The organism is Subdoligranulum sp. APC924/74 (assembly GCF_003324125.1).
Taxonomy (GTDB): domain Bacteria; phylum Bacillota; class Clostridia; order Oscillospirales; family Ruminococcaceae; genus Gemmiger; species Gemmiger qucibialis.
Window position 1 is genome coordinate 44,912 of record NZ_PSQF01000002.1, and the last position, 13,507, is coordinate 58,418.

General features: G+C 54.0%; 14 protein-coding genes. 9 read left to right on the forward strand and 5 right to left on the reverse strand.

The annotated features are described in order from the left end of the window. Positions 1-21: 21 nt before the first annotated feature. From C4885_RS01425 to C4885_RS01440, 4 genes are all read right to left on the reverse strand, one after another. The gene (locus C4885_RS01425; RefSeq protein ID WP_158538772.1) at positions 22-1,827 is read right to left on the reverse strand and encodes a glycosyltransferase; all 1,806 of its coding nucleotides are present in this window, start codon (positions 1,825-1,827) and stop codon (positions 22-24) included. 66 nt (positions 1,828-1,893) lie between these two features. After that, a complete protein-coding gene (locus C4885_RS01430; RefSeq protein WP_113998717.1) occupies positions 1,894-2,913 on the reverse strand; it encodes a glycosyltransferase family 2 protein in 1,020 nt (339 codons plus the stop codon). Then, entirely contained in the window at positions 2,913-3,659 is a 747-nt protein-coding gene (locus C4885_RS01435) for an ABC transporter ATP-binding protein (RefSeq protein WP_113998718.1), read from the reverse strand. The genes C4885_RS01430 and C4885_RS01435 overlap by 1 nt, the downstream gene beginning before the upstream one ends. Before the next feature lie 13 nt (positions 3,660-3,672). Further along, positions 3,673-4,473, reverse strand: a complete 801-nt coding sequence (locus C4885_RS01440; protein ID WP_113998719.1) for an ABC transporter permease — start codon at positions 4,471-4,473, stop codon at positions 3,673-3,675. 361 nt (positions 4,474-4,834) lie between these two features. Between C4885_RS01440 and C4885_RS01445 the strand changes: the two genes are divergently transcribed. From C4885_RS01445 to C4885_RS01480, 8 genes are all read left to right on the forward strand, one after another. Then, positions 4,835-5,923 (forward strand): sugar kinase, encoded by a 1,089-nt coding sequence (locus C4885_RS01445; protein WP_113998720.1) that lies wholly within the window; start codon positions 4,835-4,837, stop codon positions 5,921-5,923. Positions 5,924-6,091: 168 nt separating this feature from the next. After that, a complete protein-coding gene (locus tag C4885_RS01450; protein ID WP_113998721.1) occupies positions 6,092-6,664 on the forward strand; it encodes a TIGR01440 family protein in 573 nt (190 codons plus the stop codon). Positions 6,665-6,667: 3 nt separating this feature from the next. Then, the gene (locus tag C4885_RS01455) at positions 6,668-7,393 is read left to right on the forward strand and encodes a YggS family pyridoxal phosphate-dependent enzyme (protein WP_199488063.1); all 726 of its coding nucleotides are present in this window, start codon (positions 6,668-6,670) and stop codon (positions 7,391-7,393) included. Between the two features lie 817 nt (positions 7,394-8,210). Then, positions 8,211-9,146, forward strand: a complete 936-nt coding sequence (locus C4885_RS01460; RefSeq protein WP_113998722.1) for a DUF3991 and TOPRIM domain-containing protein — start codon at positions 8,211-8,213, stop codon at positions 9,144-9,146. Between the two features lie 11 nt (positions 9,147-9,157). Further along, the gene (locus C4885_RS01465; protein WP_113998723.1) at positions 9,158-9,964 is read left to right on the forward strand and encodes a ParA family protein; all 807 of its coding nucleotides are present in this window, start codon (positions 9,158-9,160) and stop codon (positions 9,962-9,964) included. Next, positions 9,921-10,856 (forward strand): ParB/RepB/Spo0J family partition protein, encoded by a 936-nt coding sequence (locus C4885_RS01470; RefSeq protein ID WP_113998724.1) that lies wholly within the window; start codon positions 9,921-9,923, stop codon positions 10,854-10,856. The genes C4885_RS01465 and C4885_RS01470 overlap by 44 nt, the downstream gene beginning before the upstream one ends. A gap of 12 nt (positions 10,857-10,868) precedes the next feature. Further along, entirely contained in the window at positions 10,869-11,273 is a 405-nt protein-coding gene (locus tag C4885_RS01475) for a hypothetical protein (protein ID WP_113998725.1), read from the forward strand. After that, a complete protein-coding gene (locus C4885_RS01480; protein WP_113998726.1) occupies positions 11,273-11,848 on the forward strand; it encodes a YodL domain-containing protein in 576 nt (191 codons plus the stop codon). Before C4885_RS01475 ends, C4885_RS01480 begins: the two co-directional genes overlap by 1 nt. A 535-nt stretch (positions 11,849-12,383) precedes the next feature. Here C4885_RS01480 and C4885_RS01485 read toward each other — a convergent pair. After that, the gene (locus tag C4885_RS01485) at positions 12,384-12,674 is read right to left on the reverse strand and encodes a hypothetical protein (protein ID WP_113998727.1); all 291 of its coding nucleotides are present in this window, start codon (positions 12,672-12,674) and stop codon (positions 12,384-12,386) included. Positions 12,675-12,723: 49 nt separating this feature from the next. On the opposite strand from C4885_RS01485, the gene C4885_RS01490 reads away from it, so the two are divergent. Beyond that, positions 12,724-13,002, forward strand: coding sequence for a TnpV protein (locus C4885_RS01490; protein WP_242979450.1), 279 nt, complete (start codon positions 12,724-12,726; stop codon positions 13,000-13,002). The last annotated feature ends 505 nt before the right edge of the window (positions 13,003-13,507 follow it).

Here is a 13,507-nt window from a genome sequence, read left to right on the forward strand (position 1 = left end):
CCGGGGATAGGCCCGGTAAAATTATTTGTCCAGGTTCAGATACTTTTTCCAGAAGTCCAGACTGCGCACTTCGCCGCAGCGCTCGCGGTAGCTCTGGGCGGCAGCGTCAAACTGGGCGTCGATCTCCTTCATGCAGGCTTTCATCTCGCGCACGCAGCGGCTGTATTCTTCCTTGCTGCGCTCGGTCACAAAGCCTTTCTGGGAGTTGGAATCATAGTTCAGCACCTTCTGCACGCGGTAAGCATTGTAGGCGGTCATGTGCATCATGCTCACAACGGTGTTTTCGCGGGTGGGGGGCACCAGCCAGCCGTTGCGGGTCAGCTTGACCTTGAGGTTTTTCAGCTTGCCCTTGTTTTTTTCTTCCTCTTTGGTGGCGTACAGGTAGCGGGAATAATCAAACGGAACATCCAGCTGGTCCACCGGCTGGGCTTTGTAGCCATATGCCATAATCTCTTTGTGCAGGGCTTCGGCATCGGTCTGTTCCAGCCAGTCAATGCCTTTCAAAAAGTCGCGCACGCCGCGGATCAGCAGGTCAGCATTCTTATAGCGGTAGCGGTTCACTTCACCCATCACCTGGCTGCGCAGGTCGGCTTTCAGGGCGTTGGCATCATAGCCGGGGCAGTGCATGCTGTTGTCAATGCACTGGTTGCGCAGGATGTAGTAGTACATCGAGGAAGAATACTTGCTCTCAAACGGCTCATGCCATACGCAGATGCCGTTCAGGGTGACCAGGCGTTTGCAGTTGCGTAGGCCGTATTCAATGTCATCGCCGCGGATAAAGATGGGCATGGGCAGGTTGTCCGGCCGCACAACGGCAATGGGGATGCAGCAATACCACCAGGCGTTATACTCATGGCGTTCTTCCAGCTCATTGGCAACGCACAGGTCAACCTTGGTCAGATCAAAGTTGGCTTTGTGGCTGATCAACTGGCCCTGGTTCCAGGCGGCGCCGTTTTCTACCTGAATGTTAGGGCGGTCCAGCCGCAGCATGGCACCGCCGACAAATACGTCCGCATATTCCGGCTTGCGCAGGCTCAGCAGGGTGTAGGTGCGCAGCAGCACATCGGTATCCAGCACAATGTCATCATCCATGACCAGTACATGGGTAACGCCTGCGCCATTTTCGTTGGCTTTCAGGATCTCGATCATGCCGCGGGTAAAGCCGCCGGCACCGCCCACATTGGCGTTGGGCACAACATGCACGGTATCGCTGTTCAGCTTATCGTAATCCAGCGTCTGGCCGTTATCGGAAACAAACACTTCCAGGTGGTTGTGCAGCGGGCTGGCGGCGTTTTCCAAAATATCGCTGCGCATGCGGGCAATGTTGCCCATAACGAACGGCTCCCGGCGGAAGGTGCAGATATCCACGCCGATTTTGACGGGCTGCACATCCTTTTCAGCGGCATCGCACTCATAAGCGCCGCCGCAATAGGCGGCATTGCCGCTCAGGGCCTGCAGCTCAAAAAACAGCATGCCGTCAGCGCCCTTGGGAAAATCGAAGCAGAATTCCTGCACGGAATCCGCCTGCACTACTTTTTCGGCCAGCACGGCGCGCACGCTCTGGCTGTTGATGAAATGGCGGCTGCACAGCACAACGCGCAGCTTGCCGCTCAGTTTCAGCCGCAGCGAAAAATTCTGCGCGGCGGTGTAGCGGCGCCATTTGTCTGCGCTGACGCTGTTAAAGTAGGTATCAAAGCAGACACGTTCGCCCTGCTCAATGCGCAGGATATCCCCCTCATCGCGGAAGCTGGGGGCTTTCATACGGTAATACAGTCGGTCCTCGGTGCATATGCCCACGCGGGGCCAAAGCAGCTTTTGCAGCAGCATACGGTATTCTCCTTTCACTTTTTGCCTTATCATATCCGGCAAAGTATTCAAGTATCCGGCACAGCATTATAAAATGCCGCCGTTGGATTGTTTTCCGCGCGCCCATGCGCTCAATGTGCGGTAGGGCAGGTAACGCCCGGCCCGCAGCAGACGGGTGTTTTTGTTGGTCATCATGGCAGCGATGTGTGGGTAAGTCTGGCACAGCATCTCGTCATACCGGCGCAGGGCCAGGCCGGTTTCACGGTCGGGGGGAAAGCGCAGGTACAGCTCAATCAGGTACTGCGCCACATCCCGCGCCCGCTGCACCAGCAGCAGGTCCCGCCCGGCGGGGGCAGGCTGTGCGGCCAGCGGTTCGGCAGCATCCAACAGAATGCGCGCTACGCGGATGTAATCCTGCGTGTGGGCGCGGTAGCTGGCCATGCTCACGCTCTGGCCATCCCGCCCCAGGCGGTACTGGTACAGAACCACCGGCACAAAGCAGATGGTCTGCGCCGCAGCCATGCCAACAAACGTATAGCCCATATCCGTGTAGCTGCAATGCTCCGGCATGGGGCGCCATGCGGCGCGCAGAGTTTTGGTGCAGAGGGTCAGCGCGTGCATCTCCATGCACAAATCAGGTGTGGCCTGCTGCACTTCACCCACAGCATACACACGGTTTGTATCAAATTTGCAGCAGACATCAAAGGCCTTTCCGCTGCCGTTTTCCTGCACGGTGCGGTAGTTGGTGTATACCGCATCCGCCGTGCAGCTTTGCAGGCGGCGCAAAAGGGTCTGCAAAGCATTGGTGTCAAACCAGTCATCGCAGTCCAGCGTGCGAAAGTACCGCCCGGAGGCCAGCTCTACCGCGGTATTCAGCGTGGAGCCGTACCCGCCGTTCACCTTGCTCACCAGTCGGAAACTGCCGGGGTGTGCCTGCACAAAGGCCTGCGCCAGCGCGGCGGTGCCATCGGTGGAGCCATCATCAATAATGATCACATCCAGCAGCGCCTGCAGGCTTTCATCCGCCACCAGGCAGGATTCAAGCGCTTTTTGCAGCGTGGCAGCGCCGTTATAGGCGGCAACCGAAACCGTCAGCAGCTTTTCCATCAGGTTTCACCGGCCTCCATAGCGCGCACATAGTCCGCGCAGACTTCACGCGATGGCCCATCCCCGCGCAGAACACCGTGATCCAACCAGATGGAGCGCTGGCACAGCTGCTGCACCTGGTTGATATCATGGCTGACGAACAGCAGCGTGGTGCCGTTGGAAAGCATCTCTTCCATGCGGCGGTGGCATTTCTGCTGGAACATAAAGTCGCCAACGGCCAGCACTTCGTCACAAACCAGAATGTCGGCCTGTACTTCAGTGGCAATGGAAAAGCCCAAACGAGCGATCATGCCGCTGGAAAAGTTTTTGACCGGAACATCCACAAAATCTTTCAGCTCCGAAAATTCAATGATGCGGTCAAAATGCTCCATCATATAGTCCCGGTCGTGGCCAAGCACCGCGCCGTTCAGGAAAATGTTTTCCCGCGCGGTCAGATCCATGTCAAAACCGGCGCCCAGCTCGATCATGGGGGCAATTTCGCCGTTGACGGCAACGCTGCCGCCGGAAGGGTACATCACGCCGGAAATCACTTTCAGCATGGTGCTTTTGCCGCTGCCGTTGCGCCCGATCAGCGCCAGGGATTCGCCGCGCTTCATGCTAAAAGAAACATGTTTCAGTGCGTAAAATTCGTTAAAAAACAGCTTGTGGGTCAGCAGTTTTACGGTGTATTCTTTCAGGGTCTCAGTTTTTTCCTGCGCAAGGTTAAAGCGCATGGAAACGTCATTGACTTTAATAATCTCGTCCATACGTTACCTCACGTCAGATATACAGGATAAAGTTCTTTTGCAGCTTGCGGAACACCAACAGGCCAATAGCCATAGAGGCAACGGCGCAAAAAATGCAGGCAATCCAGGTGTTGGGGCCGGGAATGTTGCCGTACATCATCAGGTTGCGGAACAGGTTGATGTAGTGGTACAGCGGGTTCAGCTTCATCAGTTTCTGCAGGGTTTCCGGCAGGGCGGTGATGGGGTAGAACAGCGGGGTGGCGTACATCCAACCCATGGTAAGGATACTGTACAGGTGCATCATATCACGGAAATACACCGCCAGCGCGGAAAGCAGCAGCCCCAGCCCGCAGCTGAAAAAGAAGAGCAGCACCAGTGGCAGCCAGCTCAAAAAGATGGTCCAATAGAAGGTGGCACGGGTAAAGATCATGACCAGCAGAACCGCACCAAAGCTGAACAGCATGGTGACAAAGCGGGAAACCGCCTGGCTGATGGGGAAGATGAACTTGGGAATGTACACCTTTTTGATCAGCGGGGCGTTCTGAATAACAGAAGTCAGGCCCATGCTGGTGGTCTCATTGAAAAAGGTAAACAGAGTGTTGCCGCAGATCAGGTAAAGCGGGAAGTTTGGGATATCGTTGCGGAACATGTACGAAAAGATGATGCTTTGCAGCAGCATCATCAGCAGCGGGTTCAAAATGCTCCAGATGTAACCCAGAAAGCTGCGGCGGTATTTGACTTTCAGATCGCGGCTGACAAGTTCATGGATCAGCGGTTGGTATTTTTTCAGGTGGGTCCAGGCGCGCTGCGCGGAGACCTGCATTGTTTCGGCCATGTTTGGCTCCCTCCAGATTTATGGCCCGCATAAAACGTCAGAACGCTGTTTTGTGCGGCACTTGTATCAACACCCCGCGCGGCAGCCGCCGCCAGGGCACAATTTCTACTATTATACAATAAAAGACATTAAAATGCAATTCGAACCGGGCAGCAAAAAATCATGGGTGTGCGATGTTTTTTGCCGCCCGGTACCGCCCTTTTTGTGCAACAGTGAAAAGGAACGCAAAATATGAGCGCAGTTTGTGTAAAAATCGTTGAAACCGGGACGAAAATACGGTACAATAAATATGACATAACAAACTCTGCGGCGGGCCATGACCTGGTTTTGCCCGTGGGGCCAGAAAAGAGAGGTAGATGTTATGGAACATTTTAACCCCCTGCTCCTGCATAACGACAGCCCGGCTAAATTTATTACGATTGGTGAGGTCATGCTGCGCCTGACCCCGCCGAACTATGAAAAGATCCGTATGGCTTCCAACTTTGAAGCCAGCTATGGAGGCAGCGAGGCCAACATTGCCCTGGCTCTTGCCAACCTGGGTGTGGACAGCACGTTTTTCAGCGTGGTGCCCAACAACTCTTTGGGCAAAAGTGCGGTGCGCTGGCTGCGCTCCAATGATGTGCACTGTACCCCGATGATCCTTTCCACCCCGGAGGAAACCCCGACCCACCGTCTGGGCACCTATTACCTGGAAACCGGTTACGGCATCCGCCCCAGCAAGGTTACTTACGACCGCAAGCACTCCGCTTTTACGGAGTATGACCTTTCCAAAGTGAATCTGGACGCCCTGCTGGACGGCTTTGACTGGCTGCATCTTTCCGGCATTACCCCGGCTTTGGGCCAGAACTGCGCCGATTTTGTGATGGCCTGCCTGAAAAAAGCCAAGGAAAAGGGCCTGACCGTCAGCTTCGACGGCAACTTCCGCTCCACCCTGTGGACTTGGGAAGAAGCCCGTGACTACTGCACCAAGTGCCTGCCCTATGTGGATGTTCTGTTTGGCATTGAGCCTTACCACCTGTGGAAAGACGATGCCGACCACGCCCAGGGCGACTGGAAAGACGGCGTGCCCCTACAGCCCAGCTATGAACAGCAGGATGAGATCTTCCAGCGCTTTGTGGAGCGTTACCCCAACATCAAGTGCATTGCCCGCCATGTGCGTTATGCCCATTCCGGCTCCGAGAACAGCCTGAAAGCCTTTATGTGGTATGAGGACCATACCTTTGAAAGCAAGCTGTTTACCTTTAATATTCTGGACCGTGTAGGCGGCGGTGATGCATTTGCCAGCGGCCTGATTTACGCCATGCTGCACAACTACAAGCCGATGGATATGGTCAACTTTGCGGTGGCAAGCTCCGCCATCAAGCACACCATCCATGGCGATGCCAACATCACCGATGATGTTTCCACCATCCGCAACCTGATGGACATGAATTACGATATCAAGCGCTGAGAATAAGTTTGTTTTCAGCAGTGCCCCAAAACGGTGCAGCAGGCTGCGGCTTTGCTGCACCGTTTTTGTATGGGGGTAAGATTGGTTTAGAACCGTTTAAGAATGTACAAACCTTGCATCCCGTGTTATAATAATGCCGAATCAGTAAATGAAAAAGGTGGGTAGATTATGGAACAAAACACCGTTCAAAAACCGGATTGCGCCGCCATTACGGCGCAGGCACGCCAGGCAGCGGAAGAACTGCTGGCGGCTGCACACCTGCGCGCCGGGGATATTTTTGTGGTCGGCTGCTCTTCCAGCGAGATCGTTGGCGGGCATATTGGCAAGGACAGCAGCATGGAAGCCGCCGCGGCTGTGCTGGCGGGTATTCTGCCGGTGCTCAAAGCGCAGGGCGTCTATCTGGCGGCCCAGTGCTGCGAACACCTGAATCGCGCCATTGTCATCGAGCAGGAAGCTGCCGAAAAGTATGGTTATGAACAGGTGAACGCCGTGCCGCAGCCCCATGCGGGCGGCAGCTGGGCAACCAACTGCTGGCAGGCGTTTGAACATCCGGTTCTGGTGGAGGAAGTGCGTGCTGCTGCCGGAATTGATATCGGCGGTACGCTGATTGGCATGCACTTAAAGCGCGTGGCCGTGCCGGTGCGCCTGACCATCAAGCAGATCGGCGCTGCGCCCATCATCTGCGCCCGCACCCGCCCCAAATACATCGGCGGCAGCCGCGCCGTTTACCAGGAGATGTGAACCATGCTGACACAGGAACAACTGACAATGATGGCCGAAAATGTGGCCCGCATCCGTGAAAATATGGCTGCCGCTGCGCGTGAAGCCGGCCGCGACCCGGCAGATATTCTGCTGTGCGCCGCCTGCAAGACCCGCACCGTGGAAGAGGTGATTGCCAGCGCCGTTCTGCCCATTGACCTGTTTGGCGAAAATCATGTGCAGGAACTGGTGGAAAAGACCGACGCCAACGCTTATTGCGGTAAGCCGGGGCATTTTATCGGCCATTTGCAGACCAACAAGGTCAACAAAGTGGTGGGCCGTGCTGCTTTGATTGAAAGCGTGGACAGCGAGCATCTGCTGCAAAAGGTGGAGCGCGCCGCTGCCGCCGCAAACCTGACCCAGGAAATTTTGATCGAGATCAACATCGGCGGGGAAGAGAGCAAGTCTGGCATTTCTGCCGAAAGCCTGTGGCCCCTGCTGGATATGGCAGCCGCACAGCCGCATATCCGCCTGCGCGGCCTGATGGCCATCCCGCCGGCAGCTGCAACCCCGGATGAGACCCGCGCGTTCTTTGCCCAAATGCGGGAACTGCTGGCAAAAGCTGCTGACCGCCATTATGAGAACGCCAAAATGGATATCCTTTCCATGGGCATGAGCGGAGATTACCCCGATGCCATCCGCGAGGGTGCCACCATTGTGCGCATCGGCACCGCCATTTACGGCGCACGCGATTACAGCAAAAAGGCATAAGGCATTCCAGGAACCCATACCTGCACGTTGACAGCTGCAAGGTGAATAGGTAAAGCAACAGCCCGGAACCACCGCAAATGCAGGCGGCAGTTCCGGGCTGTTTTGTTAAGCGGTGGTGGGGGCGTGGGCCTCAAAAGTCTCCACCGGAGACTTTTGTGCGCGGCTTAGCCGTGCCGCCCTGTTCGCCCCCCATGACCATGCCAAAAAAAGACCCCAAAAAGCTCTGCGCCTTTTGGGGTTTTATATCAGTGCCGGTGGTGGGGGTCGAACCCACACGGTGTCACCACCAACGGATTTTGAGTCGGCCCAAGTGAGAAGAACTTGGTGGATTTTTTAGGAATTTCAAGGAACTTATTTCCTGCCCTTTTTAGTGAAAAAGCACCTATCCACGATACAATTTTTGATTTTCGGACGTACTTACGATTGGAAATCTGGCAGACCAACGTAGTTGAGAAATCACTCTCGCTTTGTGGACAATCTTTCAAAAATGGCAGACTAAAAACCACCGCATTCGGAAAGTAGAGGCACATAAAAAACGGCAGTACCCAATAGCGGACATTTTTCTACTATCTAACGGTTTGGCGACCCGCTATTATTCAAAAACTGTCATTCTGCCACTTTGTTACACTTGTCAAAACTATCCAAGGGGAAACTGTATCTTTTTATAGGAATGGGCTGCGGCGCGTTCCTCTCCCCCACACCCCCTCTCCAGCTGGCTGAAGAAGCAGCCAACTGAAAAAGAGAATATCGGCTCTTGTAAGCATCTTACCTGTCACACAGGCAAGGTGCTTTTTTATTTCAAAAATCGGAGGTCATCATGGGCAAATATCAGAAAAATATCGAAGCTGCGCGGCGTATCAGCGTGATGCAGTATCTTCAAGCCTATCACCCCGGCGAACTGGTTCGCAAAACGGACAAGGAGTATTGCACCAAGACGCACAGCAGCCTTGTTATCACGCCCGCAAATGGGCTGTTTCACTGGTTTTCGCAGAGCAAGGGTGGCAACAATGCACTCGACTATCTGGTAAAGGTCGAGGGCATGGATTTTGTCTCAGCGGTACGGTTGCTGAACGAAATGACACCGATGCCGGTCTCTGTTCAGACGGCTAAGGCAGCACCTGTGCAGCAGCAGACATCCCGCCCCTTTGTGCTGCCGCCTGCGGACAGGAACGCCGAAGCTGCAACGGCCTATCTGATGCGGCGCGGTATCAGCCCGAAAGTGCTGCGCTACTGTGTGGGTAGTGGAATCCTATACCAAACTACGCGCGGCAACTATCGCAACTGCGTTTTTGTGGGCAAAGATGAAAACGGCGTACCGCGCTCTGCTTTTCAGCGCGGCTGTCAAGGCAGCTTTCGCGGAGATGTCGCGGGCAGCCAAAAACAGTATGGCTTTCTGATTCCCGCCGAATCGGAAAACTGCGATACCGTTGAGATCTACGAAGCTCCTATTGATGCCATGTCCGGCGCAACGCTGCGGCAGTACAAACATGATTCCCCGTGGCGCAGCGTCCACTACTTGGCGCTGGGCGGGTTGAACCATCAGCCGATTGACTACTTTTTGCAGCAGCATCCAGAAGTAAAGCGCGTGTCGCTTTGCTTTGACCGTGACGACCCCGGACGGAACTTCACAAAAATTGTTGCGAAACGGCTTGCAGAACGCGGATATATCGTACAGGACACGCCCCCAGCCATAGGCAAGGATTATAACGACTATCTGCTGGCGGCTCGTAGACTTATCAGCATGGAACGGTAAAGGAGTGGAACATGAAAACTATTGCAGTTGCAAACCAAAAAGGCGGTGTGGGCAAAACGACCACCACAGTAAACCTCGGCACAGCACTTGCGGCTATGGGCTACAAGGTGCTGTTGGTGGACGCCGACCCGCAGGGCGATTTGAGCAGCTATCTCGGCTATGAGGGCACCGAAAACGGCGCAACAATCAGCGACCTAATGGAATCGGTTATCAAGGACGAAAAGCCGCCAGAAGTAGTAATTCACCATGAAGAAAAGGTGGATTTCATTCCTTCCGACATTGGTCTGTCCGATATGGAAGTGAGCCTTGTAAACGTTATGGCGCACGAGAAAATCATGGAACAGGCATTGGAGCCGTTCAAGGATAAATACGACTACTGCTTGATCGACTGTATGCCCTCGCTGGGCATCATCACCGTAGCATCGCTTGTTGCGGCTGACAGGGTGTTGATTCCTGTGCAGGCGCAGCATTTCGCCCTCAAAGGTCTGGTGTCCCTGTTCAAATCCGTCAACCAAGTGAAGCGCCGTATCAATTCCCGGCTGGATATTGACGGCATTGTGCTGACGATGGTGGACAAGCGCACCAACCTTTCCAAAGATGTGTGTGCTGCCCTGCGCAGCGCCTACGGTCACGCGCTGAAAATTTACCGTGCAGAAATCCCGGTCAGTACGCGCACAGCAGAAAGCGCCGCCAGTACACATAGCGTGCTGACCTACGATGCCAACGGCCCGGCCAGTTTGGCATACAAAGCGCTTGCCAAGGAGGTGACGGAGAATGAGAGAGTACGGCAGCAACATCAATCTGCCCTCGCTCGATAATCTGTTTTCGAGTGAGCAGGAACGGCAGGATGCAAAATTAGAGAAAATCCAAATTTTGCCGCTGACGGAATTACATCCCTTTCGGAATCACCCTTTTCAAGTTCGTGACGATGACGAGATGGACAAAATGGTGGACAGTGTCAAGGAATACGGTGTCATGACCCCTGCCATTGTCCGCCCTCGGAAAGATGGTGGGTATGAAATTGTAGCGGGCCACCGTCGCTGCCATGCCAGTCAGCGGGCGGGCGTGGAGACCATGCCCTGCATTGTACGGGATATGGACGACGATACTGCTATTATTCTGATGGTGGACAGTAACTGCCAACGAGAGCATATTTTGCCGAGCGAAAAGGCGAAAGCCTATGAAATGAAGTTGGAAGCTATTCGTAGAAAAGCCGGTAGACCGTCAAAAGAAAATTCCCGACAAGTTGTCGGGGATTTTGAAAGCGCCGATTTAGTCGGTCAAGCAAGCGGCGAAAGCGGGCGGCAAGTCCAGCGCTTCATCCGTCTGAACAAACTCACCCCCGAACTTATGAAAATGGTGGATGATGGCAAGCTAAAAACCACTCCCGCCGTGGAACTTAGCTACCTTACCCCAGAAGAACAAGAGGACTTCCTCTCTTATATGGAATCCGAGGGTTGCACACCATCGCTGTCACAGGCGCAAAAGCTCAAAGAAGCCAGCAAAGAAAGCGTACTGACACCAGAAAAAATCCAGCATATTATGGCCGCCAAACCGCCAAGTGTAAAGCCGCGTGACCCGCAGCTTATGATTCCAGTTGCTAAAGTTGAGCGCTATTTTCCCAAAGGATTTACGAGCGACCAGATGCAGCAGGTTATCGTAAAACTGCTGGAAAACTATGCCCGCGCCCACCAGCACGGCAGCAGATGAGGGGGGACACTGATGACGAGATTATTAGTTGTTGAACCCAGCTACTGCCCTTATCAAGCGGGTTTTTCCAGTGCGGCGACTGCGGTTTCCGAGGTAATCGAGGGTGAAAGCCAAATTCTAAAACCGTTTGGCACACCTCGCATCGGGCTGATATGTAGTAAATCGCAAAGCCAGCTGAAATATAACAGACAGGTCAATGACGAGGGAATTACCGTGCGCGGGCGATTTCTCATCTGCGGGCTAAATGGTGATAAAGTCGTGGGCTTATCCAAAGACCAAGCAGACCGATACAGCCGTCTACTTTTTCTACCGCAAGTCGAAGATATGGCAAGCGGTGAACTGCCCGCCGCAAAGGTACGCCCGCAGGATGAACGCTACGGGAACAAACTATCTTTTTGGGAAAGGTTGGAAAGATAATGGAAGAAAAGACAGATAAAGTAGTCGGCTACATCGAATATCTCGGTGCAGGCGGGATGATCGGTGAAATCGTTCCTTACACAAGCGTGGAAAAATTCAAGGATGAAATTCTGGATTCCTTGGATTGTGGGCGGCCAGTGACACCGGTTGTATTCTCAGATGAACTGGATGAGCCACTCCAATTTGATTCAGACACCTATTTTCCGTGGGGATTTCGCAGCGAAAAGCGAGTGCAAATCCCTTATGAAATCTATCAAACTAACAGGCGAGACCTTGTTTTTATGGAGTATTCTCCTGCGAGGCTCGCTGCCGGAGCAAAGGACTACGAACTCGTGTACAAGGGGCAGATGGAGCGTTGGGAAACGCTGGACAGCATTTATTCACGGCATAATCGGGATGACCGTCCAAACGCCAAAAGTATGCGTTCCGTCTCTGTCAGCGATATTATTGTGACACACAAAGATAACGAGACACACGCTTTTTATGTTCAGCCGATTGGGTATAAGCAGGTAGATAACTTGTTGCCGGAACTTGAAAATGCCACACTGTCAAAAGCAGAACAGCACGAGCGATAAGGAGCAGCCTATGGCTAAATACGAAAATATCCGTGCGCTTGCCAAAAAGCAACTGCAAGCCGTAACGGAGAGCAGTGACCGCTGGAAAGCATTTTTGCGGACAGCGGCCATTGCTTATAATTATAGTTTCCCAAACCAGCTTTTGATTCACGAGCAAAGCCCCACCGCCACAGCCGTGGCCGACATAGCTTACTGGAATAATAATGCGGGTCGCTGGGTCAAGCGCGGCGCACACGGTATCGCGGTATTTGACACGCGGGCAAATTCTTCCCGGCTGCGGTATCTGTTTGACATTTCCGATACCATCCCCCGTGCGGAGGTCCCCGACGCGCTGCCGTGGGTCATTACAGACCAGAACTGGCGGCCTGTTTGGGATAAAATCGTAGCGGATAATCACGCTGACAGCATCCAGAGCGCTCTCCTCATGCTCTCTACATCCTGCGTTGCCCAGCGCAGCGCCATGTTCACAACCGCACTGGGAAAAGCCATAGACGGCAGCAGCTTACAGTGGGCCAAGCCGGACGAACAGCGGCAGCTATTTATACAGCTTATCACCCAAAGCTGTCTGTATATGGCCGCGCTGCGGTGCGGCGTGGATACTGCGCGGCTGGATCTGTCTGCCCTTGAGTCCGTGAACCAGTTTGATACAAACCGCATCACTCTGTGTTTGGGCAGCGCTTGCCAACAGGCGGCACGGCCTCTCATGCAGCAGATCGGCAGCATCACGAGAGAAATCGACAGTGTTGCACGCGCCGAAAAAGTCCGCTATTATGGTGACAAACAGGAAGAAACCAATAACACCAAGGAGGTCAACAATGGAGTACATGATGGTGAACGGCTACCAAATCCCGGCGCTGACGCTGAACGAGCCGCCGATGCCGGAGATCGGCAAGTACGGCAGCCTGCGGCGGAAATTCCTGCGAGAGAACGCGCCGATGGTGTTCGACGAGATGCTGCTGGAGGGAACGCTTTACCCGCATCTGGCGGAGATGGACAACGCAGTACACCGGCAAATCGAGCAGACGATGCAGACGCTGATGCAGCAGAGCACCGCCCCGAACCGGCAGACAGACCCGATGGGCTGGACGCAGTGGATGAACGCCTTGCAGAGCCAAGCCGAGGAACTGGCGATGCAGCAGATTTACAGCCTGTAATACAAGAACCCCAAGCGGAGAGCGATACCACGCCCTCCGCTTTTTCTGTACCCATTTCTGATTTGCCGCCGCTGAGCGATGAACTGATTCTAGGCTTGCTGGCGAAAGAATCCTCCAGCCGTACCGACAATGCGGCTATTCTGGAATATTTCAATGAGCATCCCGACCTTGCCGAGCGCAGCGCCTTTTGCAAGCACTGTTACAAGCAAATTTATACATATTTGTTCGTGGATGACCATACCGTGGGTTTTATCCGGCATGATATGTACCTTGAACTTTGGGAGGGCAACTATCTTACCAAAACAGCACAGGTCAATCTGACATGGGATGCTGTTGCCGCAAAGATTGCTGACCTTATCGAGCAGGGGCGGCTGATGGTTCCCATCAAAGCAGCACCCGTGCAGCAGCAGATGGAGCAGCTTACTCTTACTCCCGAAGATTCTGAAAAGGCAGGGCTGCCGAGCCATGAGCAGCAAGCAAAAAATATCGACCTTGCAGCAGAAGC

What these genes read in the sequence shown, in the direction of transcription:
- C4885_RS01470 (WP_113998724.1), top strand. Translation starts at nt 9,921, where the DNA reads ATGAGAGAGTACGGCAGCAACATCAATCTGCCCTCGCTCGATAATCTG.
- C4885_RS01485 (WP_113998727.1), bottom strand. Translation starts at nt 12,674, where the DNA reads ATGTACTCCATTGTTGACCTCCTTGGTGTTATTGGTTTCTTCCTGTTT.
- C4885_RS01435 (WP_113998718.1), bottom strand. Translation starts at nt 3,659, where the DNA reads ATGGACGAGATTATTAAAGTCAATGACGTTTCCATGCGCTTTAACCTT.
- C4885_RS01455 (WP_199488063.1), top strand. Translation starts at nt 6,668, where the DNA reads ATGCTGACACAGGAACAACTGACAATGATGGCCGAAAATGTGGCCCGC.
- C4885_RS01480 (WP_113998726.1), top strand. Translation starts at nt 11,273, where the DNA reads ATGGAAGAAAAGACAGATAAAGTAGTCGGCTACATCGAATATCTCGGT.
- C4885_RS01440 (WP_113998719.1), bottom strand. Translation starts at nt 4,473, where the DNA reads ATGGCCGAAACAATGCAGGTCTCCGCGCAGCGCGCCTGGACCCACCTG.
- C4885_RS01460 (WP_113998722.1), top strand. Translation starts at nt 8,211, where the DNA reads ATGGGCAAATATCAGAAAAATATCGAAGCTGCGCGGCGTATCAGCGTG.
- C4885_RS01475 (WP_113998725.1), top strand. Translation starts at nt 10,869, where the DNA reads ATGACGAGATTATTAGTTGTTGAACCCAGCTACTGCCCTTATCAAGCG.
- C4885_RS01430 (WP_113998717.1), bottom strand. Translation starts at nt 2,913, where the DNA reads ATGGAAAAGCTGCTGACGGTTTCGGTTGCCGCCTATAACGGCGCTGCC.
- C4885_RS01465 (WP_113998723.1), top strand. Translation starts at nt 9,158, where the DNA reads ATGAAAACTATTGCAGTTGCAAACCAAAAAGGCGGTGTGGGCAAAACG.
- C4885_RS01450 (WP_113998721.1), top strand. Translation starts at nt 6,092, where the DNA reads ATGGAACAAAACACCGTTCAAAAACCGGATTGCGCCGCCATTACGGCG.
- C4885_RS01445 (WP_113998720.1), top strand. Translation starts at nt 4,835, where the DNA reads ATGGAACATTTTAACCCCCTGCTCCTGCATAACGACAGCCCGGCTAAA.
- C4885_RS01490 (WP_242979450.1), top strand. Translation starts at nt 12,724, where the DNA reads ATGCCGGAGATCGGCAAGTACGGCAGCCTGCGGCGGAAATTCCTGCGA.
- C4885_RS01425 (WP_158538772.1), bottom strand. Translation starts at nt 1,827, where the DNA reads ATGCTGCTGCAAAAGCTGCTTTGGCCCCGCGTGGGCATATGCACCGAG.